Consider the following 23,486-nt stretch of genomic DNA (forward strand, 5'->3'; position numbering starts at 1 on the left):
TTAGGCCCGCAGCCGAGCGCCTTCAGGATCGAAGAATGGCATCGGCGCCACCACCGCGCGGGTCGGCTTGCCGTCAATGTCGATGCTGAGTTCGGTCCCGATGGCGGTGAACGGCAGCCGCAAATGCGCCGTCGCCAGAACTTTGCCTAAGGAATAGCCGTGATCGCTGTAGGTGACGACGCCGGCATCCTCGCCGTCGGCGAAAACCCTGGCACCCGTCGCGGCCGGCTTGTCACCGTCGAGAATCAGCCCGGTCCAGCGTTCGTCGAGCCCCTTGTCGCGAATTGTGCGCAATGCCTCGCGGCCGATGAACTCGCCCTTGTCGAACTTGATCCAGCGATCGAGCCCGACATGGAAGGGCGTACGGCTCTCGTCCATGTCGATGCCATGCGCCGGATAGGCCTTTTCCAGCCCGAGCGTGAACATGGCCAGCACGCCGTATGGCTTCAGGCCGAAATCGCTACCGGTCCGCATCAGCGCGTCCCAGACGGAAGTGGCCTCGTCCGCCGGCACGAACAGTTCGAAGCCGAGCTCGCCGGTCACCCCGGTGCGTGAGATCAGGACTTTGGTCTCGCCGACGCGCCCTGAAGTGAACGCCCAGCGTTTCAACTCATCGAGATCGGCATCCGAAACCAGTGCTTTCAGCAGCTCGCGTGAACGCGGCCCCTGTATCGTCGGAAAGGCGACGGCCGCCGTGATGTCGGTGACATAGGCCTTTCGCGCTTCAGCATGATGCTGCAGCCAGGGCAGCATCTTCAGCCGGTTGACCGAACCGGTCACCAGCATGAAATGCTCCGATCCCAGCCGGAACACGGTGAGGTCGTCCATGATGCCGCCATCGTCGCGGCAGACGGTGGAATAGCGCACCTGGCCGGGGCTCATCGCGGCCGCATCGTTGACGATGATGTGGTTGACCAGCGCCTCGGCTTCCGCCCCCTTGATGTCCATCTTGCCCATGGTGCTGAGATCCTGCACGCCGACATTCTTGCGCGTGTTCAGGTGCTCGTCGGCAATGCCGGAGTAAGTTTTGGCCGAGACGAAATCGCCGCCGACCCGGCCCATCGTGGCGCCGAGGCCAACGATGCTGGTGTAGAAAGGGGAGCGCCGCTCAACCAAGAAACTTCTCCGTCATCTCATGAAAACGGCAGCGCCTGATGGCGCTGCCGAGGTAGGAGCGGTGAAGGGGTTAACTTCCGTAGACGTCGAACAAGAAGTATTTGTCGTTGATTTCCTTGTACTTGCCGTTGGCACGCAGGGCGTCGATGGCGGCATTGAACTTGTCGGCCAGTTCCTTGTTGCCCTTTTGCAGGGCGATGCCGACGCCGGGTCCATGAATGGCCGGATCGGCGGCCAGCGTGCCGAGCAATTTGCAGCAGGCGCCATCGGGCTTCTTCAGCCATTCGGTCAGGATGATCGAGCCGTCCATCATCGCGTCCAGCCGGCCATTGGCCATGTCGGTGCGGGCGTCGTCGCCGGTCGGATAGGCCTTGACGGTCGAGCCGGAGTATTTCTTCTCGGCGAAATTCTGGTGGATGGTGGCGCTCTGCACGCCCAGCACCTTGCCCTTCAGATCGTCAGGCGACGTGCCTGCAATGGTCGAATCCTTCGGCACGGCGATGGCCGGTGGCGTCTGGTAATATTTGTGGGTGAACTCGACCTTCTCGGCCCGTTCCGGCGTGATGGTGATGTTGATGATGGCGTCGAACTTGCCGGCCTGCAGCGCCGGAATGGAACCATCGAAATCCTGTACGGAGAATTCGCACTCGGCCTTCATCTCGGCACACAGCGCCTTGCCGAGGTCGATGTCGAAGCCGCCCAGCGTGCCGTCCGAATTGGCATAGTTGAAGGGCGGATAGGCGCCCTCGGTCCCGATCCTGAGTTTCTCGGCGGAGGCAGCACCGGTCCCAAGCAGCAGGGCGGCGGAAGCGGCAAGCACGAAACGACCGAAAAGACGCATGTTCCTGATCTCCGTTGACTAAGCAATTCCAGGGAAGGTGTTGGCGGTTTCCCGTCCGGAATTGCGCGAAAACAAGGATAGAAGTCTATGGTCTTTTGCAGGCCCCACGGAGACGGAAACGACATGCTCTGCGGCGATCACGGCGTGGCAAGCCGTCCTTCCCCAGGAATCTTACTGTGATCTAAATTACAGACCGATCATGGACATGGGCGCATGCTCAGCTGGAAGTAGACGGTCGTGGGAGGGACCTGGGGATGGACCAGCAGGAATTCGTGCAGGAAGCCGCGCAGCGGCGCATAGACGACGACATCGCCAAGCGCATCAGGGTTCACCAGGCCAACATCGAGCGGCTCGAAACCGCAAGGGAAAGTGCCGGCAATCTCGAGGCGGCCGTCGCCAACCGGCCGCTGGTGATGCTGGCGCAGGGCGATTCCTGGTTCGACTATCCGCTCACCGGGAACGGATTTCCGTTCGTCGACACCGATGTGATCGCGCAGCTGCGCCGCATCGGCTCGATGCCGCCGACCATCCTCAACCTTGCCCATCATGGCGATGCGGCGACCGACGAGATGTCGCTGCCCAAGCAGCAGCGCATGATCGCCGCCCTGCGCAACAAGGCCAACTGGCTGGACGGCAAGCCCGATGCCATCCTGTTCTCTGCCGGTGGCAACGACATTGCCGGCGACCAGTTCTGCATCTTCCTCGACTTCAATGACGGCCACGCCCCCGGGCTGAACAAGAACCGCTTCACCAAGGCGCTCGGCATGGTCGAGGCCTGCTATCTCGATTTGTTCGCGCTGCGCGACCGCGTCGCGCCAGGCGTGCCGATCTTTGGCCATTGCTATGATTTTCCGATCCCGAACGGAGCGCATCCGTCCTGTGTCGGCCCGTGGCTGAAACCGTCGCTCGATTTCTGCAACTGGACGGTCGCCAAGGGCACGGTCATCGTTCACGACGCGCTGGCGGCGTTCCGCGATGTGGTGAAGCGCCTGGCCGACGATCCCAACAACAATTTCCATCTGGTCGACACGCAGGGAACGTTGAAGGTGGCCGACTGGGCCAACGAACTGCATCCCGATCCCGCCGGCTTCAAGAAGATCGCGCAAAAATTCGCCGATGCGCTGAAGGCCAAGCTGCAGACCTGACGCGGCTCGGGCCTGTCGGCTGTCAGGTTCCGAACAGCTCTTTGGCTTGTTCAACGGTGTAGTAACCAAGCCTGATGTCTTCGGCGACCAGTTTCGGGTCGCGCTCACGCGGATCGCCATAGCCGCCGCCCCCGGGCGTGCCGACCCTCACGCGGTCGCCGGCCTTGAGCGCGATGTCCTGTTCCTTGGACAGATGCGGCGGCACATGTGCCTCGCCGTCGCGGAACACGGTCACCGTGTTCACCGCGCCGTCCTTGCCGCCGAGCGCGCCTTGCGGGCCGAAACGGCCATGGTCCATGACGAAGGACGCGCGCGCCTCTCCTCGCAATATCTCGACCTCATAGGCGAGGCCGAAGCCGCCGCGCTGCTTGCCGGCGCCGCCCGAGCCTTCGCGCAAGGCATAGTGGCGGTAGAGAACCGGAAAGGCCTGCTCCATGATCTCGACCGGCGGCGATTTCGAAATGCCGATGGTCGAGCAGCCATTGGTCAGGCCGTCATGGCCGGAATTGCCGCCATAGCCGCCGCCGGAGATCTGATACATCACATAGTCGCGGCCGCGCGCCGGATCGTTGCCGCCCAGCGCGAAATTGCCGCTGGAGCCGGCGGGCGCGGCCGTCACCTTTTCCGGCAGCGCCTGCACCATCGCCGCGAACACCGCCTCGGCGATGCGCTGCGAGACTTCAGCCGCACAGCCGGAGACGGGACGCGGGTATTTGGCGTCGAGGAACGTGCCTTCCGGCCGCTTGACGATCAGCGGCTCGAAAGCGCCGGCGCTGATCGGCACATCAGGGAAAATATGGCGCATGGCGAGATAGACCGACGACAATGTCGTCGCCAGCACGCTGTTCATCGGCCCGGCACAGGGTTTTGACGAACCTGTGAAATCGAAGGTCAGCGTATCGCCCTTCTTCTCCACCGCGAGCGCGATGGTCAGCGGCTCGTTGACCACGCCGTCCGAGTCGACAAAGGCCTTCGAGCTGTAGGTGCCGTCGGGAATGGCGGAGATGTTGGCGCGCATCTGCTCGGCGGCGCGGCGACGCAGTTCGGCGATCGCCCCGACGACGGTTTCGTCCCCGTAACGATCGAGGATTCCATTGAGCCGGTCCTGACCGATCAACAGTGCCGCGGCTTGCGCCCTTATATCGCCGATGCGCTGGTCGGCGACGCGGATGTTGGAGCAGATGATGGCGTAGATTTCGGTGTCGAGCACGCCCTTCTTGAACAGCTTGACCGGCGGCAGCCGCAGGCCTTCCTGCTCGACGGCTGTGGCGGAGGCGGAGAAGCCGCCCGGCACCGAGCCACCGATATCGGGCCAGTGGCCGGTATTCGATAGCCAGCAAAATATCTTGCCGTCGCGGTAGACTGGCATGGCGAAGCGCACGTCCATGAGATGCGTGCCGCCGAGATAGGGATCGTTGACGATGTAGATGTCGCCCGGCTCAGGCGGCAGGCAACGGCCGTCGGCGATCATCTCGATCACCGTTTTGGTCGAATACTGCATGACGCCGACGAACACCGGCAGGCCCTGGCTGCCTTGTGCGATCAACGAACCATCGACGGCCGAGTAGATGCCGTCGGAGCGGTCATTGGCCTCGGCGATGACAGGCGAGAAGGCAGCGCGGGAGAAAGTGAGATCCATCTCGTCGCAGACCTGCTGCAAGGCTGCCTGCAGGACCGAAAGCGTGATGGCGTCGAGCTTTTGCATCTCAGGCCTCGCCAATGTCGATGATGATGTTGCCGTCGGCGTCCGATCTTGCGCGGTCGCCGGGTTCGAGCACGGTGGTGGCGTCCATCTGTTCGAGGATCGCCGGCCCTTGGATAACGGCATCGAGCGGCAATTTTTCGCGTGCGTATATCGGCGTATCGTGCCAGCGTCCGGCATACCAGACCGGCCTTGTCTCGCGCAGCGCCTCGTCTAGCGTCTTTGTACGTCCGGCCGGGTCGATCAGCCGTGACAGGTCGATTGCCGGCCGCACGCCCGTCACCGACGTGTTGAGGTTGACCAGATTGGCGCGGATCTCCGGCAACTCGACCTTGAAGCGGGCGAAATAGGCTTTTTCGAACAGCGCCTGCAACTCCTGCCTTGTCACCGATGAAGACGGCAGCGCCACGTTGATGATGTGGGTTTGGCCGACGAACTGCATGTCGGCAGAGTGCGTGACGCGGATCGTTTCCGGCTTCACCGCTTCCTTGCCGATCAGTTCCTCGCCTTCCCCGCGGTGACGTTCCAGCACCTCGCGAAGCCTGGCTTCATCGAGCACGGCGACCGGCTGGTTGATGGTGTTGACGAAGTCATGGCGCAGATCGGCCACGACGCAGCCGAGCGCATTGGTGATGCCCGGACGCGCCGGCACCAGCACACGGGGCAGGCCGAGTTCGCGCGCCAGGGCGGAGGCATGCAGCGGCCCGGCGCCACCGAAGGCGAACAGCGCGAAATCGCGCGGATCATGGCCGCGCGACACCGAGACCATGCGGATGGCGCCGGCCATCTTCATGTTGCCGAGGCGCAGCACCGCGCCCGCCGCTTCGACGCCGGAGAGGCCGGCGGCCTTGCCTATTCTGTCTTCGAAGATCCCGGTGACCCGCTCGACGGTGACCGGATTTTCGACCGCCAGCAGCTTCTTCGGCGCCAGCCGGCCCAGCACCAGATTGGCGTCGGTGATGGTCGGCTCGGGTCCACCACGACCGTAGCAGATCGGGCCGGGATTGGCGCCGGCACTTTCCGGGCCGATCTGGATCAGCCCGGCCGCATCGACCCGGGCGATGGAGCCGCCGCCGGCACCGACCGTATGCACCGCCACCATCGGCACGTGGATCGGCATCGCATATTCGATCTCGATCTCGTTCGAGACGGCGGGCTCCGCATTGCGGATCAGCGCCACATCGGTCGAGGTGCCGCCCATGTCGTAGGTGACGAGGTTTTCAAAGCCGGCGCGCTTGCCCGTATAGGCGGCGGCGATGACACCCGAGGCTGGTCCGGACATCACGGTCTTGGCCGATTCCCTGGTGACGAAACGGGCCGAGATCATGCCGCCATTGCCGTTCATGATCAGGAAGTCGCGGGCGTAACCTTTGGCGGCCAATTCCTTGCGCAGCCGCTCGACATAACGCTCGAGGATCGGCTGCACCGAGGCGTTGACCGCGGCGGTCACGCCGCGCTCGAATTCGCGGGCTTCCGACAGCAGCGCATGGCCAGTCGTGATGTAGCCGTTCGGCCAAAGCTCGGCGGCGATTTCGGCCGCGCGCCGCTCATGCGAAGGGTTGGCGTAGGAATGCAGGAAATGGATGACCAGGGACTCGCAGCCGGCCACGATCAGCGTCTTCACGGCGTCGCGCATCTCGGCCTCGTCGAGCGGGGTGCGCACCGCGCCGGATGCTTCGACGCGCTCCGAGACTTCGAGCCGGAGATCGCGCGGGATGATCGGAACGAAGGTGCCGGTCATGCCATAGGGCTGCGGCCGTGTGCGCCGTCCAAGCTCGATCACGTCGCGAAAACCGCGCGTGGTGATCATGCCGGTTTTCGCCAGCCGGCGTTCCAGAACCGCATTGGTGGTGGTGGTCGTGCCATGCACGATGAGGTCGATGCCGTCTATGGCAAAGCCGGTGGCGCCGAGCGCTGAAACCACGCCGAAAGCCTGGTTGTCGACGGTGGTGGGCGTCTTGGCGATATGCACCTTTCCGCCATCTTTGCCGTCGATCAAAATGAGGTCGGTGAAGGTTCCGCCGACATCGATGCCGGCAACGACGTGACCCAGGGAATCCGGTTGTTGCACCGAAAAATTCTCTTTCATTGTCGAAATCCGAAATGGCGGAACTACGAATATGCCGCAGTTTGGAAAGCTGTTTTAGCGTGGTATCTTGACACAAATATCGTTTGTATACTAATAAATTTGGGACACAAGAGCTCACTGCTTTGGAGTGTGTGAACGGCACGCCGGGACCTGAAGGGTCTGGGCGCGCAGGAAACGGTTTGGCGCCCGCGTAGTGGCTTGGGCAAGACAGAGTTGGATCGATGAACACCACATCCGCACTCAACACCGCCGGCGCCCGTCCGCTGCAGTTCCCGATTCCGGCCAATGTCTATGCCGAAACCGTCGTCTCGGTGAAGCATTACACCGACCGCCTGTTCTCGTTCCGCATCACCCGCCCGCAGTCGTTGCGCTTCCGCTCCGGCGAGTTCGTCATGATCGGTCTGCCCAATGCCGAAAAGCCGGTGTACCGCGCCTATTCGGTCGCCAGCCCGGCCTGGGACGAGGAGCTGGAATTCTTCTCGATCAAGGTGCCGGATGGTCCGCTGACCTCCGAACTGCAGAAGATCCAGGTCGGCGACACCGTCATCATGCGCCAGAAGTCGACCGGCACGCTGGTTGTCGACGCGCTGACCCCGGCAAAGCGCCTGTTCATGATCTCGACCGGCACCGGCATTGCGCCCTTCGCCAGCCTTCTGCGCGACCCCGATACCTACGAAAAATTCGATCAGGTCATCCTGACCCACACCTGCCGCGACAATGCCGAACTGACCTATGGCCAGGAACTGGTGGCCGCGCTCGAGAACGATCCCCTGATCGGCGAACTGACCGGCGGCCGCGTCACCCTCTACAATTCGACGACCCGCGAAGAATCGGCGCGCATGGGCCGCATCACGGCGCTGATCGGCTCGGGCAAGTTCTACGCCGACCTCGGCATCGAGAAGCTCAATCCGGAGACGGACCGCATCATGATCTGCGGCTCGATGCATATGCTGAAGGACGTCAAGGAAATGGCCGAAAGCCTCGGCTTCCATGAGGGCTCGCTCAGCCATCCCTCGACCTTCGTCGTCGAGCGCGCTTTCGTCGGCTGACATCAGCCGGCGCCTCGGCGCCACGTCTTGAATTGACGTTTTGACCATGTGGTCAAAATTCAGCTGCTTTTGCCGCCTTTTTCCGTTATGAGCCCTTGAAGGACTCGTGAAGCATCGATTCACGGGCTATCTTCGGTGTGTGTCGCCCAAGTCCGGGAGCAACGACACGCACCACGACGTAAAATCGTCGAGCGAAAGGGCAGGAGATGAGCAGCACAATCCGCGAAGCCGATCTCGGCGCGTCCAAGGTCACGCCGCTGCCGGCACGTGCGGCCGCCAACACGCCCGTGCCGCAAAGCCACGGTATTGCCCGCAACACCGGCATGCGGCTCGATCTCGGCTTCATGGAATCGGTGCGCTCGGTCAACCGCTCGGCGCTGGAACGCAGGGTCGCCAGCCTCACAAAGCGGCGCTCGATCAAGGCTGACAACCAGGCGGCATGGCTGCTGCGCGCGGTCTCCTGCATGGATTTGACGACGCTGAATTCCAACGACACCGAAGAGCGCGTCCGCCGCCTGTGCGCCAAGGCGATCAACCCGTTCCGCCGCGACATCGTCGAGGGGCTTGGCATCGAGGGCGAAAAAATCCGCCCGGCGGCGGTCTGCGTCTATCATCCATTCGTCGCGACGGCTGTTGATGCCGTGCGCGGCACCGGCATCCATGTCGCCGCCGTCTCCACCGCTTTCCCGCACGGCCTTGCGCCGCTGTCGACCCGCCTGCAGGAGATCGAGGCATCGGTGCGCGACGGCGCCGACGAGATCGACGTCGTCATCCCGCGCGGCCTGGTCTTCGGCGCCAAGTGGCAGGAGCTCTACAACGAGATCGTCTCGATGCGCGAAGCCTGCGGCGATGCGCATCTCAAGGTCATTCTCGGCACTGGCGACCTCGCCACGCTGCGCAATGTCATGCTGGCCTCGATGGTGGCGATGATGGCCGGCGCCGACTTCATCAAGACCTCGACCGGCAAGGAAAGCGTCAACGCCACGCTGCCCGTCGGCCTTGCCATGGTGCGCGCCATCCGAGCCTATTTCGAGGAGACCGGCTTTCTCATCGGCTTCAAGCCGGCCGGCGGCATCTCTACAGCCAAGGCTTCGCTCGACTGGCTGGTGCTGATGAAGGAGGAGCTCGGCCGGCCATGGCTGGAGCCAGACCTGTTCCGCTTCGGCGCCTCGAGCCTGCTGACCGATATCGAGCGCCAGCTCGAGCATCATCTGACCGGGCATTATTCGGCCAACCACCGCCATGCGATGGCGTGAGGCGGAGAAGGCCTTGAACGTCGAGTTCCTTCGCGCCTCCCTCTGTCCTGCCGGACATCTCCCCCGATTGGGGAGAGACTGGCTAACGTCGACGATTTCGCCAATTGTCGACGTTTCAGAGCCGACAGGCGCGAAGGCTAATCTCCCTCCTTGTGGGGGAGATGTCCGGCAGGACAGAGGGGGGCGCCACAGAGCGCCTGCCAAGACGATTATCTGGAGCGCGTCATGAACATTCTCGAACGCTATCACGCCATGGAATACGGCCCGGCGCCGGAAGCCCGCACCGAGGCCGATGCCTGGCTTGCCGGACGCGATTTCGGCAAGGCGCTGTTCATCGACGGCGGCTGGAAGGCAGCAAGCGGCGGCAAGACCTTCGAGACCAGCGAACCCTCATCCGGCAAGCTGCTGGCCAAGATCTCCGATGCCGGCGCCGCCGATATCGACGCAGCCGTCGCCGCAGCCACCAAGGCCTTACCGAAATGGTCGGCACCCTCGGGCTACCAGCGCGCAAAAGTGCTCTATGCCATCGGCCGCGCCATGCAGCGCCATCAGCGGCTGTTCGCGGTGTTGGAATCCATCGACAACGGCAAGCCGATCCGCGAAAGCCGCGACATCGACGTGCCGCTGGCCATCCGCCATTTCATCCATCATGCCGGATGGGCGCAGGCGCTGGACAAGGATTTCCCCGGCCACAAGGGTGTCGGTGTCGTCGGCCAGATCATTCCGTGGAATTTCCCGCTGCTGATGCTGGCCTGGAAGATCGCGCCGGCCCTCGCCGCCGGCTGCACGGTGGTGCTGAAGCCGGCCGAATTCACCCCGCTCACGGCCATCCTGTTCGCCGAGATCTGCGAGCGGGCCGGCGTGCCGAAGGGCGTCGTCAACATCGTCCAGGGCGGGCCGGAAGCGGGCGTCGCCATCGTCAACCATCCCGGCATCCAGAAGATCGCCTTCACCGGCTCTTCGGAGGTCGGCAAGATCATCAGGAAAGCCACGGCCGGATGGGGCAAGAAACTGTCTCTGGAGCTCGGCGGCAAGTCGGCCTTCATCGTCTTCGAGGACGCCGATCTCGACAGCGCCGTCGAAGGACTGGTCGACGGCATCTGGTTCAACCAGGGCCAGGTCTGCTGCGCCGGGTCACGGCTTCTGGTGCAGGAAGGCATTGCCGATGCCTTGATCGCCAAGGTCAAGGTCAGGATGAGCCGGCTTCGCGTCGGCAGCCCGCTCGACAAGAACACCGATATCGGCCCCCTAGTCGACGCCACACAGCTCGACCGCGTCAAGGGCCTGGTCGCAGAAGGCGCCAGACAGGGCGCCGTCTGCTGGCAGCCCGATGCGGTGCTGCCGTCTTCCGGCTACTACCATCTGCCGACGCTCGCCACGGGTGTTTCGCCGGCAAATATATTGGCGCAGGAAGAGGTGTTCGGCCCGGTTCTGGCCACCATGACCTTCCGCAACACTGAGGAAGCGATCGAGCTTGCCAACAACACGCGCTATGGGCTGGCCGCCTCGGTGTGGAGCGAAAACATCAACCTCGCGCTGCATGTCGCGCCGCAGCTGAAGGCCGGCGTCGTCTGGGTCAACGGCACCAACATGTTCGACGCCGCCTGCGGCTTCGGCGGCTATCGCGAAAGCGGCTTTGGCCGCGAAGGCGGCCGGGAGGGCATGTTCGAATATCTCTCTGCAAAGCTGCCGCTCGGCCCGGTGATCAAGCCGGCGACGTCATCGGCGCAACCGGTCGAGCAATCTGACGGCGGCGCCATCGACCGCACGGCAAAGCTTTTCATCGGCGGCAAGCAGGTTCGGCCTGACGGCAACTACTCGCTCGCCGTCGCCACCGCCAAGGGCAAGCTAGCTGGCGAAGTCGGTCTCGGCAGCCGCAAGGACATCCGCGACGCCGTTGCCGCCGCCCGCGCCTGCAAGGCCTGGCCGGAAGCGACCGCCTACAACCGTTCCCAGGTGCTCTACTACCTCGCCGAAAATCTGTCCGGCCGCACCGGCGAGTTCGCCGCCCGCCTCACCGAACTGACCGGCGCCAACGCCAAGGCCGCGCGGGAGGAAGTAGAACAGTCCATCGAGCGGCTCTTCCTCTATGCCGGCCTTGCCGACAAATTCGAGGGCAGGGTGCATCAGCCGCCGGCCCGCGCCGTCACGCTGGCGCTGCACGAGCCGGTCGGCGTCGTCGGCATCGTCGCCCAGGACAGCGCGCCGCTGCTCGGGTTCATCTCGCTGATGGCGCCTGCGCTTGCCATGGGCAACACCGTGGTCGCCGTGCCGTCGGAAAAATACCCGCTGCTCGCCACCGATCTCTACCAGGTGATCGAATATTCCGACGTTCCGGCCGGCGCCATCAACATCGTCACCGGCCGCACGGCGGAGCTTGCCGGCGTGCTGGCCAAGCATGACGATGTCGACGGGCTCTGGCTGTTTGCCGATGCCGACACCTGCGCCAAGGCGGAGGCCGATTCCATCGGCAATCTCAAGCGCGTCTGGACCGGCAACGGCCGCAGCCTCGACTGGGCGTCCGACGAGGCCGCCGGCGATGCCCTGCTGCGCCGCGCCGTCGAAGTGAAGAACGTCTGGGTGCCATACGGCGACTAATGCCGCCTGAAACGCGCTGTGCTTGAGCGAACCATGGCAACGTGACTCGTTGCCCGGTTGTCATACATGTTGTTGCATCAGAGCAAGCGATGTGCATTACATCGGCCGTCGCGAAGGTGATCGCGTTCGGGCTTGACGCCCGAACGTGTGTTCTTTAACCAGAAAAAACATTTGTTATTTTGGACTGATGGATTGTGCAGGCCGCATAGTCGCGCCTGTCTGGCACAGGACGCCCCGGTCAGCCGGCATTAAATCGGGCCGAGAAGTGGCCAAAGAGGGCGAGGAGAAACGCATGGCGGATCTGGCAGGCAAGGTCGTTGTCGTCACGGCGGCGGCGCAAGGCATCGGCAGGGCGAGCGCATTGGCCTTCGCCAAGGCAGGCGCCGTCGTGCACGCCACCGACATCAACGAGGCGCTGCTGGCCGAACTCGCCAAGACCTCCGGCATCAAGACCCGCAAGCTCGACGTCCTCAACGATGATGCCGTCACGTCGGGCTTCGCCGAAATCGGCCGCGTCGACGTGCTGTTCAACTGCGCCGGCTTCGTTCATTCCGGGTCCATCCTCGAGATGAAGGATGCCGATCTCGACTTCGCCTTCAACCTCAATGTCCGCGCCATGATCCGCACCATTCGGGCGGTACTGCCCGGCATGCTGGAGCGCGGCGATGGCTCGATCATCAACATGTCGTCCGTCGCCGGCGCCGGCAAGGGCGTGCCCAACCGCTTCGCCTATGGCGTCTCCAAGGCGGCCGTGATCGGTCTCACCAAGGCGGTTGCCGCGGACTATGTCGCCAAGGGCATTCGCTGCAACGCCATCTGCCCCGGCACCGTCGAGAGCCCGTCGCTGCAGGACCGCATGCATGCGCAGGGCGATTACGACGCGGCCCGCGCAGCCTTCATTGCCCGCCAGCCGATGGGCCGTCTCGGCACGCCCGAGGAAATCGCCGATCTTGCGGTTTATCTGGCCGGTGCCACGTACACCTCAGGGCAGGCCTATAATATCGACGGCGGCTGGTCGATCTGAGCAATAGCCTTGATCCGCAGGTCCAGGCTCGAACAGTTCTAAAGTCCGGCTTGCCCCAGGTCGGGTCCGATAGCCAGAGTCCGCCCAGTCATCGCTTGGCGGAGCGAGTTTTGAAAACGGCCTTGGGCCACAATTTGGAGAGCAAGATGAAACTGCTGCGCTATGGCGAGATAGGGAGCGAACGCCCCGGCCTGCTCGATGCGGATGGAACGATCCGCGATCTTTCGGGTCATGTCACCGACATTGCCGGCAAGGCGCTCGATCCGGCGTCGCTCGAGACATTGTCGAAGCTCGATCCGAACTCGCTGCCGGCGGTTTCCGGCAAGCCGCGCCTCGGCGCCTGCGTCGCAGGCACGGGCAAGTTCATCTGCATCGGCCTGAATTATTCCGACCATGCCGCCGAAACCGGCGCCACCGTGCCGCCGGAGCCGATCATCTTCATGAAGGCGAGCTCGGCCATTGTCGGCCCCGACGATGATGTGCTGATCCCGCGCGGTTCGGAAAAGACCGACTGGGAGGTTGAACTCGCCGTGGTCATCGGCAGAAAAGCCAAATACGTCAGCGAAGCCGAGGCGCTGGATTATGTCGCCGGCTATGCCGTTGCCCATGACGTGTCCGAGCGCGCCTTCCAGGCCGAGCGCCAGGGCCAGTGGACCAAGGGCAAGAGCTGCGACACGTTCGGTCCGACCGGGCCGTGGCTTGTCACCAAGGACGAGGTTGCCGATCCGCAGAACCTCAAAATGTGGCTGACGGTCAACGGCAAGACGATGCAGAACGGCTCGACCAGGACCATGGTCTACGGCGTCGCCTATCTCGTTTCCTATCTCAGCCAGTTCATGTCGCTGCATCCTGGCGACATCATCTCCACCGGCACCCCGCCCGGCGTTGGGCTGGGCATGAAGCCGCCCGTGTTCCTGAAGCCCGGCGATGTGGTGGAACTGGGCATCGAGGGGCTAGGCCAGCAGAAGCAGACCTTCAAGGCGGATGCCTAGCCGCCTCTTCCCTTAGAGCGTCTCACCGTTTGCCGGCGAAACGGTCTATCTCTTTGTTTGCCGGGCGGCTGGCGCCTCTTGTCAGCGCCAGCCCAGAGCCGGCGCGACGTGCTTCAGGATCGCCTCGATGACGTGGGCGTTGTACTCGACGCCGAGCTGGTTGGGGACGGTCAGAAGCAGCGTGTCGGCCTCGGCGATCGCTTCGTCCTCTTTCAGCTGCTTGACCAGCACATCGGGCTCGGCGGCATAGGAGCGGCCGAAGACGGCAAGCTTCTCAGGCTCGATATAGCCGAAATGATCTTCGCTGCTGCCGCCGCCGAAATAGGCGCGGTCGCGGTCGTTCACCAGCGCAAAGATGCTGCGGCTGACCGACACGCGCGGCTCGCGTGTGTGGCCGGCCGCCTTCCACGCCGCGCGATAGGCGCGGATCTGTTCGGCCTGCTGGATGTGGAGCGGCTGGCCGCCCTCATCGAACTTCAGCGTCGAACTTTGCAGGTTCATGCCGAGCTTGCCCGCCCATTCGGCGGTGGCGTTGGTAGCGGCGCCCCACCAGATCCGATCGCGCAGGCCGGCCGAGAACGGCTCGAGCCGCAGCATTCCCGGAGGATTGGGGAACATCGGCCGCGGATTGGGTTGCGCGAAACCTTCGCCGCGCAGCACGTCCAGAAACACCTCGGCATGGTTGCGCGCCATGTCGGCATCGCTTTTGCCGTCCTGCGGCACGTAGCCGAAGTAGCGCCAGCCGTCGATCACCTGCTCCGGCGAACCGCGGCTGATGCCAAGCTGCAGCCGGCCACCGGCGATCAGGTCGGCAGCACCCGCATCCTCGGCCATATACAGCGGATTCTCATAGCGCATGTCGATGACGGCGGTGCCGATCTCGATGCGGCTGGTGCGGGCGCCGACCGCGGCCAGAAGCGGAAACGGCGAAGCGAGCTGGCGGGCAAAATGATGGACGCGGAAATAGGCGCCGTCCGCGCCCAGCTCCTCGGCGGCGACGGCCATGTCGATCGACTGCAGCAGCGCGTCGGACGCCGAGCGCGTCTGCGATTGCGACGAGGGCGACCAATGGCCGAAGGAAAGAAAGCCGATCTTTTTCATGCGCGCATCCTGTTCTTTGATTCCAGTTGCCTACTTCGTCGCCCACGCGATCGGGTTCAATCGACACTCACACAACGCAGTGTCAATGCCGCCGGCCCTTGACGGTTTCGCAACGATACCCATCGGTGCGCAAAGGACCAAGGCCATGGTCCCCGGCGATGCCTTGCGCGACCGCGTCAGCATCTGCCGCGGCGCTTTTGGGGCCAAATGAACCAACCAAAGGCGATGTACCGCAAACTCCATTCGTTTCAGAGCCCGGTTTTGAAATCTTCTCGCTCATTTAATTCTACAAAATCGGTAGGCTTAATGCGGATAGTGCGTCTGCGAGAAGGAGCCTCGGATGTCAAAAAAGTTGGTGGTGGGGTTGTCCGGCAACCTGACCCGTCCGTCCAAGACGAAGGCATTCGTCAGCCACATCGCCGGTGAGGTGGCGAGCCGGGCCGGCTCGGCTTTGAGCGTTTTCGACATCGAGGATCTCGGCCCGTCCTTTGCGCCTGCAAGACAGCTTGGCGATCTCGATCCGGCGGCGCGCGGTATTATCGAGCAGCTGCTCGGCGCCGACGTGCTGGTGGTCGGCTCCCCGACCTTCAAGGGCAGCTACACCGGGCTGTTCAAGCACTTCTTCGACCTGCTCGACCCGTCGTCGCTGCGCGGCAAGCCGATCATCCTGGCGGCAACGGGCGGCGGCGAGCGTCATTCGCTTGTCGTCGAACACCAGTTGCGGCCGTTGTTCGGCTTCTTCGAGGCGCAGACCCTGCCGACCGCGATCTACGCCTCGGACAAGGACTTTGCAGATGGCGTGCTGGTGTCAGAGGCAGTCAAGGCGCGAGCCCGGCAGGCGGTCGCCGAGGCATGCCGGGTGGCCGGCGTGCCCTACAGCGTCGTCCTTGCCGCCTGAAACCACGATCCGCGACGCAATATTCCATCCCGCATAGACCAGAAGGACGCCTGCAATGACTCGAGCCAGCAAGTCCGATAGCAGGCCGCGGCAGATCAAGCTCGGCGCTTTCCTGCCCGGCGGCGGGCAGCATATCGCCGCCTGGCGTCATCCCGATGCGCCGGCCGACGGCGCCACCAATTTCGAGTTCCACAAGCAGCTGGCGCTGACCGCCGAGCGCGGCCTGTTCGACGCCTATTTCCTGGCCGACAACCTGACCGTCGGCCTCGGCGCCCGCGAGGGCGGCAACGCCAAGATCGCCGGCTTCGAGCCGGTGACGCTGTTTGCGGCGCTGGCGCCGCTGACGACGCATCTCGGCTTCATCGCAACGGCGTCCACCACTTATGAGGAGCCTTACACGCTGGCGCGCAAATTCGCTTCGCTCGACCTGTTGTCGAGCGGCCGCGCCGGCTGGAACGTGGTGACCTCGGCCGGCGACGAAACGGCACGCAATTTCAACCGCGACGTCCAGCCCAGCCATGCCGAGCGCTATGCCAGGGCGCATGAGCATGTCGAGACGGTCAAGGCGCTGTGGGACAGCTGGGAGGATGACGCCTTCATCCGCGACAAGCAGTCGGGCCGTTTCTACGACAAGGACAGATTGCACGACATCGACCACAAGGGCGAGCATTTCAGCGTCAAGGGTCCGCTCAACGTGCCGCGCCCGGTGCAAGGACATCCGGTTGTCGTACAAGCGGGGCAGTCGGAAGACGGCCGTGGGCTTGCCGCGCACTCGGCCGAGGTCATCTTCACCGCCCATCAGAAGCTCGAGACGGCGCAGGAATTCTACCGCGACATCAAGGCGCGCGTGGCTGAAGTCGGCCGCGATCCCGATCAGGTGCTGATCATGCCGGGCGTCGCGCCCTTCGTCGGCCGCACCGAGGACGAGGCCCGCGCCAAATACCAACAGCTTAACGACCTTATCCTGCCCGAGGACGGTGTTGCGCTCCTCAACGGTCTTGCCGGCCAGACGCTCGACATCAGGGGCTATCCGCTCGACGGCCCGTTGCCGCCGAGCAAGGAAACCGAAGGCATGAAGAGCCGCCAGGCGCTGATCCGGCAGATTGCCGACGAGCACAATTTCAGCATCCGCCAGCTTTACCAATGGGTAGCGACGGCGCGCGGCCACTACACCATCGTCGGCAGCGTCACGCAGGTCGCCGATCAGCTGGAGGAATGGTTCACCAGCGAGGCGGCCGACGGCTTCAACATCCTGCCGCCCTGGCTGCCCGGCGCGCTCGACGATTTCGTCGACCTGGTCATTCCCGAGCTGCAGCGGCGCGGCCTGTTCCGCACGGCTTACGAAGGCCGCACGCTGCGCGAGAATCTCGGTCTCAGGCGCCCGGAAAATCCATGGACCGTCGCCCGCTCGACCGTCCTTGCCGCCGAATGACCTTGGCATCGAAGGGGTGAAGCAATGACGTTGCAGCACATCGATCGGCAAATCACGGTTCGCCGCAGTGGTGGCGAAACCGGGCTCGGCACCGACTTTCTGCGCCTCGGCGGCCGGGCTGCTGTTCGCTTCCTGAAGCGCTACGGCGTGCTTGCCGGCTTCCTGGCGCTCTGGCAGGTGGCGAGCAGCGTCGGATGGGTCAACGCGGCGGTGCTGCCGCCGATCGACATGATCATCANTGGCGCTCTGGCAGGTGGCGAGCAGCGTCGGATGGGTCAACGCGGCGGTGCTGCCGCCGATCGACATGATCATCACCGCTCTCTGGAAGGGGCTTGCCGGCGGCAGCCTGCTCGGCGACATCGCCATCAGCCTGCAGCGCGCCGGCATTGCCTTTGCGGCAGCAGTTGCGGTCGCCATCCCGCTCGGCCTGTTCATGGGCCAGGTGCGTCCGGTCGAAACAGCGCTCGATCCGATCCTGCAAGTATTCCGGCAGACTTCGGCGCTGGCGCTCTACCCGGTGTTCATCCTGCTCTTGGGGCTGGGCGAAACCTCGAAGATCTTCGTCATCTTCTGGGCAACGCTGTTTCCGCTGCTGCTCAACACCACCAGCGGCGTCAAGGAAGTCGATCCCAAGCTGCTCGAAATGGCCCGTGTCTACGGCGCGAGCCGGCTCACCGTGTTTCGCCGCGTCGTGCTGCCGGGCGCCGTGCCGTCGATCTTCGTCGGTCTGCGGCTGAGCGCCACCACCGCGCTGCTGCTCCTGATCGCGTCCGAGATGATCGGCGCCAACAAGGGCATCGGCTTCCAGGTGATGAACGCGCAGTACAATTTCCAGATCCCGCTGATGTTTGCGGCAATNGCCAACAAGGGCATCGGCTTCCAGGTGATGAACGCGCAGTACAATTTCCAGATCCCGCTGATGTTTGCGGCAATCGTCATCCTGGCCGGGCTTGGCCTGATCGCCAACCAGGCGCTGGTCGCCCTCCAGCGGCGGCTCTGCCGCTGGAGCAATCCAGTCAACTGAGCACCTCAAGTCCCCCCTCAAAATCAGGCCTACTCTCAACCCAGGAAAGACCGGATCATGAAAGTCACTCGCCGTTCCCTGCTTGCCGGCGCACCGCTAGCCGCCGGACTGATTGCCGCCGGCCTGCCGCGCCTTGCCTTCGCCGAGACCGCAGCCGTCAAATTCCGTTATCTCGCCAGCCGGGGCAGCATCTCTCCGCATGAGCTGGCCGACGAGCTCGGCTACTTCAAGGGGCTTGGCGTCGAGCTGGAGAATGTCGGCTATTCCGGCGGCGGGCCGGAATCGCTGTTTGCGCTTTCTTCAGGCAGCGTCGACATCGGTTCGGCCGCCACTGCGGCGGTGATCAACTCGATCTCCGGCGGCAACGACTTCGTCGCGGCCTATCCGAGCAACGGCATCAACAAGGACGTCAAGAGCGTCTTCTACGTGCTGGAGGACAGCCCGATCAAATCGATCGCCGACATTGCCGGCAAGACCATCTCGGTCAACACGCTCGGCGCCCATCTCGACTATACGGTGCGCGAGGCCCTGCACAGCATCGGCCTGCCGCCGGACGCCGCCAACCTCGTCGTCGTGCCCGGCCCGCAGCTGGAGCAGACGCTGCGCTCGCGCCAGGTCGACATAGCCGGGCTCGGCTATTGGCAGGCAACCTTTGCCGGCGCGCTGGTCGCCAATGGTGGCGTGCGCGGCGTGTTCGACGATACCCAGGTGCTCGGCGAACTCGCCGGCGGCTTCGTGGTGCTCAGGCGCGACTTCATTGCCGCCAATCCGGATGCGGCGCGCAGCTTCGTCGAACAGTCGGCGCGCGCTTCAGACTGGTCGCGCCAGAACCCGGACGAAGCCCGCAAGGTGCTGGCCAATATCCTCAACAAGCGCGGCGAAAACGGCGATCTCGCCCGCTACTGGACCGGCTTCGGTCTGCGTGAAGGTGCGCACGCGACCGACCGGGACATCGAATTCTGGGTGGCCGTACTGGAACGTGACGGCCGCCTGGCCAAAGGAAAGCTGAAGGCCGCCGACATCCTGTATCGGCGCGGCGAAACCAAGACCAATTGAGCCCTGAAAATAACAGAGAGATGAGATGACCGGTTCCAACCGTGGCGGAGAGGTCTCGATCCGCGACCTCTCAAAATCCTTCAGCCTCGGCGGGCGCCGGCTTGCCGTGCTGCGGACGCTCAACTTCGACATTCGTTCGGGGGAATGCCTGGCTATCGTCGGCGCCAGCGGCTCGGGCAAGACCACGTTGCTGCGCATTCTGGCCGGGCTGGAGGCTGCCGACAGCGGCGCCGTCGCGATCGACGGCCAGCCGGTACATGGCGTCGGCGCCGAGCGCGCGGTGATCTTCCAGGAACCGCGCCTGCTGCCCTGGCTGACCGTACTCGGCAATGTGGCCTTCGGTCTCGAGGTGCGGGGCGTCGCGAAGGCGGACGCCGAGGAGAAGGCCCGCTTCTACATCGCGCTCGTCGGTNGTCTCGCCGAATTCGCCGACGCCTTTCCCCGGCAGCTTTCCGGCGGCATGGCCCAGCGCGTCGGCATTGCCCGCGCACTCACTGTCCAGCCCGAGATCCTTCTGCTCGACGAGCCGCTTGGCGCGCTCGACGCCATGACCAAGATCGGCATGCAGGAGGAACTCGCCCGCATCTGGAGCGAGGAGAACGTCACCATGGTCATGGTCACCCATGATCTGGAAGAGGCGATCTACCTTGCCGACCGGGTGCTGATCCTGCCCAGGGAGAAGGGCGGCGCGGCGCGGCTCATCGACGTCGACCTGCCTCGCCCGCGCGACCGCAGCGAAAGCCGCTTCGTGCGCTACCGTGAAGAGTTGCTGCGCGAGTTTGGCCTGCACTGACGGAAGTGAACGGATTAGCCCATCTCTATTGGCCGGTGTGGTACCCCCGCGGGATGGGCAAGAAAAACCGCTGAGGAATGCTCAAGCGCGATCGGTCCTACGCATGAAAAGACGATATCTCGACGCTTTGAGCCCATATGCGATAGCTCTGGAGTAGTAGGGCGCAGAAAGCCCCTCCCCTTACGCGCCAAACAGCCGCCGGTCCCAGTAGACAGGCTGATGGAGACTCGTCTGGATACTTGAAAACTCCGGATGCGCTGGATTGATCAGCACATTGCTATCGAGACGCGCCACGACGCTCGGCACCAGCAGGATGACGCTGCGCCGTTCTAAACACCAGGTTTCGCCAAATCCCTTGCTCACCGTCGCCGGCATCGTGTCCCAGCCGGGCAGTGACGGCTGGGAAAAGACCTCGTAGCTCAGCCCGCGCGGGATTGTGATTTCGAGGTAGTGCTGGTTGGGCGGCAGTCTGCCGCTGCCATGCACGAGCTTTTCCAACAAGGCCGTCGAATAGTGCTCGCTGGTGTAGATGATAGGACTTCCGGGCGTGTTCCATCGTCCTGGCGCGATTATCGAGCCGGTCGCATCGAAGATCGGGTAGGTGCCGGCCGGATCACCGATACGAAAGGACGATAGCGTGCGATCGAGAGTCTGCGCCGTCACGCAGCACTGCCATACTTCAGACCTCCGAGGATATCGACCACCATTTCGGCGCCGAACTCGCTGAGGATAACGATGTCGATCGGTCGCTTGTCCTCAATCATCGGATGCGGCCGAAACAAGAAATCGCGTGCTTCCTCTTCGTTCTGCCAGACATCGACAGCAAGCCCCCAGACCCGCGCCACACGGGCCAATCGTGTGCCCTCATCCGACGACAGGCGATGCGCCGTCTTGCGCCGCTCGTAGGTTGCCTTGGGGATCAGCCGGTATTTGAACTGAGCATCTCCCGGGGCAACGAGATGGGCAACGCGCTCGACCACCCCAATGGGAAGTCCATTCTCGATCCGGGAGATCAGTCCGAATGGCGACCGCGCCGCCACCTCCTTAGCAGGCAGCCCCAACACGTCGGCTACATTTCCGAACGCCAGCATTCCACTCTCCATTCATGTGAGGCAAAATATAGCCTCACATGATGCGCCCTGCAAGTCCCTGCGTCAGCGCGAACCGATCCGATCACCCTGCGATCCTTGCTGTCACGTGTTAGCCTTTGGCGCCCGCCAGCAGCATCAGTCCCACCGACACCTCGCCTGCGTAGCCTTCGAAAAAGCGCTAAGGCGGCGAGTGCGAACCGCCTTGGTCGCGAATGATTGACACCAGGAAAACGCGTTTGCGCCAGCGCTGAACAAGGAAGCCCGGAAGAAAGAATGGCCGGGCTCGGATACGGCCCGGCCAAAGAAGGTTAAAGCCTTCAGGGAGGAACACCGTCCGGTGGAAAATGGGAGGAAACCACCGAACGATTTTACCTGTTTGATCTTATTTCAACGCCTTGGCGACGAATAGGATTCCAAAGATCATATAAAACGGCACAAATTCGTGCGCCACATTACAGAACGTCACAAGCGCGCGGTTCCGGTCTTGAGAGGTCACCATAGTGGCGTAGCTTCGTCGGATTATCCGGCACGAGGACAGACCGCGTTTCATGCACGCCATCGATGAAACAGTCTAAGTCGAGGACCGGATTGTCAGCATGTTTCACCATCCCAGGACGCCGCGGACGGCTACATCGCCGCCACAGCCGCTGCTTGCGGCTCTATCGTCGCCTACCCGAAACATCAGCCCATTCGAGTCTGCTGGGTTAACCACTGTCAATCCATGGGAAGCATCGTTGAACCCAATGGGTTGAACGAAACATCGGTTCAATGATTTAATCATAAGGCGAACAATCTTAAGTCGGATGGCACCTTATGAGTGACTTTGCTGTTCTGGGTCGCACGGTTGGCCCCCAGCACCCGGAAATTCAGACGCTCTTGCGTCAGGCGCGGGATCAGCAGGCTCGCGTCTTGTGTTTGTGTCGGCATCCCGGGGTGCCGATGTACATCGCCGCCGTCGGCGAGGAATTGATCATCAAGCGCATGCCGAACACCGGCAAGGATGCGGTCGACTGTGATCGCTATGAACTGCCCCTTGCACTGTCGGGAAAGGCGGAGATCCTGGGTCAAGCAATCATCGAGGATCCTGCATCGGAGGCGGCGCGGCTGAAGCTGGCCTTCGCACTGACACAAGGCAAGGCGCGACAGGGATCATCCGGCGAGGGGGCTTCCCACCATACTGTGAAGGCCGATCCGAAGAAGCTCACGCTGCGAGGCTTGCTCGACTATCTCTGGGAAGAGGCGGAGCTGACATTGATGGCACCCGGCTTTGTGGGAAAAAGAAATTGGGGGTTGGTCCGGAAATTTCTTTGGGGCGCGGCCGATGCGAAGTCGAGCCAGAAGTTCCAGTTGCGCGAGCTGCTGTTTATGCCGGCAATGTACTCCCCTGAGCACAAGGATCGCCTGGCAGCGGATCGGGTGCGGGCTTTCGCGGCGGCAGCCAAGGCGAAGCACAAGAAGATCGTGATCGGCATTGTGAAATCGCTCGGTCCTGCCCGGTTTGGCGGCAAGCTGTCGATCAAGCATATGCCCGACGCGCAGCTCTTCATGGATGAGAAAATGTTCAGGGCAGTGCCGAAGCGCTTTGCAGCAGAATTCGACCTGTGGCGACTGCACGAAAATTCGCACCTGATCACCATCGCGACGGTCATGCAGATGCCGTCCGGCATTCTGGCGATCGACGAAATCGGCTTTATGAACGTGACTGAGAGTTGGATTCCGTTTCAGCACAACGACGAAAAGGAATTGATCGAGGTCCTGACCGGGGAGCATCGGCGGTTTGTGAAAACGATGCGCTACAACGTCGTGCCGTCGGTGCCCATGGCGTTCGGTCTTCTGACTGATGTTGACCAGCAGGGAACCGCGCTTTTTGTCGTACCGCACGATGCTAACGAGGCGGTACGGGCGGAATTCGACCATCTGATTTCAAGCTGCGAGCTCGAGACTGGCGCTGGGACGCAAGCGGCCCCCGGCCGGCGCTACCGGGCAAACAGCAGCGGCTTTCGCCTCCGCCCGGCAGGCAGGCTTTGGAATATCGACCGAACAACTGAAAAGCCGAAGCGCGTGCGAGGCTGCAGCTGTAATTGGACCCAGCCAGGACATAAAAATCGTGAACAAGCGAAAGACAAGATGACGGCAATGATTCGATGCGGTTGGCGAGGGTCCGTGAGCGCGACGAAGCGCGGACGACGGCTGGCGCCCCCGTAGGGCAGGCTACGTCTGAGCTTGCGTCTGGCGCCGGCGTTTGCGCTGGAGGCGATCGTTGATCGGGGCCGTGACCA

The 23,486-nt window shown here is 63.2% G+C and carries 19 protein-coding genes and 1 pseudogene; 12 read left to right on the plus strand and 8 right to left on the minus strand.

Translation table 11 applies throughout. The features are described from left to right. Both X733_RS141245 and X733_RS141240 read right to left on the minus strand, forming a co-directional pair. Positions 1 to 1,116, minus strand: coding sequence for an aminomethyltransferase family protein (locus X733_RS141245; RefSeq protein ID WP_023819739.1), 1,116 nt, complete (start codon positions 1,114 to 1,116; stop codon positions 1 to 3). Between the two features lie 70 nt (positions 1,117 to 1,186). Next, positions 1,187 to 1,957 (minus strand): ABC transporter substrate-binding protein, encoded by a 771-nt coding sequence (locus X733_RS141240; RefSeq protein WP_023700430.1) that lies wholly within the window; start codon positions 1,955 to 1,957, stop codon positions 1,187 to 1,189. A 254-nt stretch (positions 1,958 to 2,211) separates the two neighbouring features. Here X733_RS141240 and X733_RS141235 point away from each other — a divergent pair, with 254 nt between their 5' ends. After that, positions 2,212 to 3,102, plus strand: coding sequence for an SGNH/GDSL hydrolase family protein (locus tag X733_RS141235; RefSeq protein ID WP_023689203.1), 891 nt, complete (start codon positions 2,212 to 2,214; stop codon positions 3,100 to 3,102). A gap of 22 nt (positions 3,103 to 3,124) precedes the next feature. Here the strand turns inward: X733_RS141235 and X733_RS141230 are convergent, their stop codons facing one another. Continuing rightward, positions 3,125 to 4,807, minus strand: coding sequence for a hydantoinase B/oxoprolinase family protein (locus X733_RS141230; RefSeq protein WP_023700429.1), 1,683 nt, complete (start codon positions 4,805 to 4,807; stop codon positions 3,125 to 3,127). A gap of 1 nt (position 4,808) precedes the next feature. Beyond that, positions 4,809 to 6,893, minus strand: a complete 2,085-nt coding sequence (locus X733_RS141225; RefSeq protein WP_023819740.1) for a hydantoinase/oxoprolinase family protein — start codon at positions 6,891 to 6,893, stop codon at positions 4,809 to 4,811. Between the two features lie 221 nt (positions 6,894 to 7,114). Between X733_RS141225 and X733_RS141220 the strand changes: the two genes are divergently transcribed. From X733_RS141220 to X733_RS141200, 5 genes are all read left to right on the plus strand, one after another. Beyond that, positions 7,115 to 7,942 (plus strand): ferredoxin--NADP reductase, encoded by an 828-nt coding sequence (locus tag X733_RS141220; RefSeq protein ID WP_023683551.1) that lies wholly within the window; start codon positions 7,115 to 7,117, stop codon positions 7,940 to 7,942. Between the two features lie 206 nt (positions 7,943 to 8,148). Next, a complete protein-coding gene (gene deoC / locus X733_RS141215; protein WP_023703681.1) occupies positions 8,149 to 9,198 on the plus strand; it encodes a deoxyribose-phosphate aldolase in 1,050 nt (349 codons plus the stop codon). A 225-nt stretch (positions 9,199 to 9,423) separates the two neighbouring features. Further along, positions 9,424 to 11,796, plus strand: coding sequence for an aldehyde dehydrogenase family protein (locus X733_RS141210; protein ID WP_023819741.1), 2,373 nt, complete (start codon positions 9,424 to 9,426; stop codon positions 11,794 to 11,796). A 292-nt stretch (positions 11,797 to 12,088) separates the two neighbouring features. Beyond that, positions 12,089 to 12,820, plus strand: a complete 732-nt coding sequence (locus X733_RS141205; protein ID WP_023689209.1) for an SDR family oxidoreductase — start codon at positions 12,089 to 12,091, stop codon at positions 12,818 to 12,820. 146 nt (positions 12,821 to 12,966) lie between these two features. Further along, positions 12,967 to 13,812 (plus strand): fumarylacetoacetate hydrolase family protein, encoded by an 846-nt coding sequence (locus X733_RS141200; protein ID WP_023689210.1) that lies wholly within the window; start codon positions 12,967 to 12,969, stop codon positions 13,810 to 13,812. An 81-nt stretch (positions 13,813 to 13,893) separates the two neighbouring features. Here X733_RS141200 and X733_RS141195 read toward each other — a convergent pair whose 3' ends face one another. Both X733_RS141195 and X733_RS1000000170510 read right to left on the minus strand, forming a co-directional pair. After that, positions 13,894 to 14,913, minus strand: coding sequence for an LLM class flavin-dependent oxidoreductase (locus X733_RS141195; protein ID WP_023819742.1), 1,020 nt, complete (start codon positions 14,911 to 14,913; stop codon positions 13,894 to 13,896). Positions 14,914 to 14,995: 82 nt separating this feature from the next. Beyond that, positions 14,996 to 15,193 (minus strand): hypothetical protein, encoded by a 198-nt coding sequence (locus tag X733_RS1000000170510; protein WP_155924267.1) that lies wholly within the window; start codon positions 15,191 to 15,193, stop codon positions 14,996 to 14,998. A gap of 60 nt (positions 15,194 to 15,253) precedes the next feature. On the opposite strand from X733_RS1000000170510, the gene msuE reads away from it, so the two are divergent. The 5 genes and pseudogenes from msuE (at position 15,254) to X733_RS141175 (ending at position 20,116) form a co-directional block, all read left to right on the plus strand. Continuing rightward, positions 15,254 to 15,811 (plus strand): FMN reductase, encoded by a 558-nt coding sequence (gene msuE, locus X733_RS141190; protein WP_023683545.1) that lies wholly within the window; start codon positions 15,254 to 15,256, stop codon positions 15,809 to 15,811. Positions 15,812 to 15,866: 55 nt separating this feature from the next. Next, on the plus strand, positions 15,867 to 17,243 hold the full coding sequence (locus X733_RS141185) for an LLM class flavin-dependent oxidoreductase (RefSeq protein WP_023819743.1): 1,377 nt from the start codon (positions 15,867 to 15,869) through the stop codon (positions 17,241 to 17,243). A gap of 24 nt (positions 17,244 to 17,267) precedes the next feature. Continuing rightward, a pseudogene (locus X733_RS0135525) lies at positions 17,268 to 18,267 on the plus strand (ABC transporter permease). Positions 18,268 to 18,324: 57 nt separating this feature from the next. After that, entirely contained in the window at positions 18,325 to 19,323 is a 999-nt protein-coding gene (locus X733_RS141180) for an ABC transporter substrate-binding protein (RefSeq protein ID WP_023819744.1), read from the plus strand. Between the two features lie 25 nt (positions 19,324 to 19,348). Continuing rightward, positions 19,349 to 20,116: an ABC transporter ATP-binding protein gene (locus tag X733_RS141175; RefSeq protein ID WP_023819745.1), complete on the plus strand. Its 768-nt coding sequence runs from the start codon at positions 19,349 to 19,351 to the stop codon at positions 20,114 to 20,116. A 180-nt stretch (positions 20,117 to 20,296) separates the two neighbouring features. Here the strand turns inward: X733_RS141175 and X733_RS141170 are convergent, their stop codons facing one another. After that, positions 20,297 to 20,779: an RES family NAD+ phosphorylase gene (locus tag X733_RS141170; protein WP_023819746.1), complete on the minus strand. Its 483-nt coding sequence runs from the start codon at positions 20,777 to 20,779 to the stop codon at positions 20,297 to 20,299. Then, positions 20,776 to 21,207, minus strand: a complete 432-nt coding sequence (locus X733_RS141165) for a DUF2384 domain-containing protein (protein ID WP_023755433.1) — start codon at positions 21,205 to 21,207, stop codon at positions 20,776 to 20,778. Before X733_RS141165 ends, X733_RS141170 begins: the two co-directional genes overlap by 4 nt. A gap of 813 nt (positions 21,208 to 22,020) precedes the next feature. Here X733_RS141165 and X733_RS01000000166560 point away from each other — a divergent pair. Then, positions 22,021 to 23,412: a DUF1173 family protein gene (locus X733_RS01000000166560; protein ID WP_081740735.1), complete on the plus strand. Its 1,392-nt coding sequence runs from the start codon at positions 22,021 to 22,023 to the stop codon at positions 23,410 to 23,412. The last annotated feature ends 74 nt before the right edge of the window (positions 23,413 to 23,486 follow it).

This window comes from Mesorhizobium sp. L2C066B000 (genome assembly GCF_000502335.1).
Lineage (GTDB): Bacteria > Pseudomonadota > Alphaproteobacteria > Rhizobiales > Rhizobiaceae > Mesorhizobium.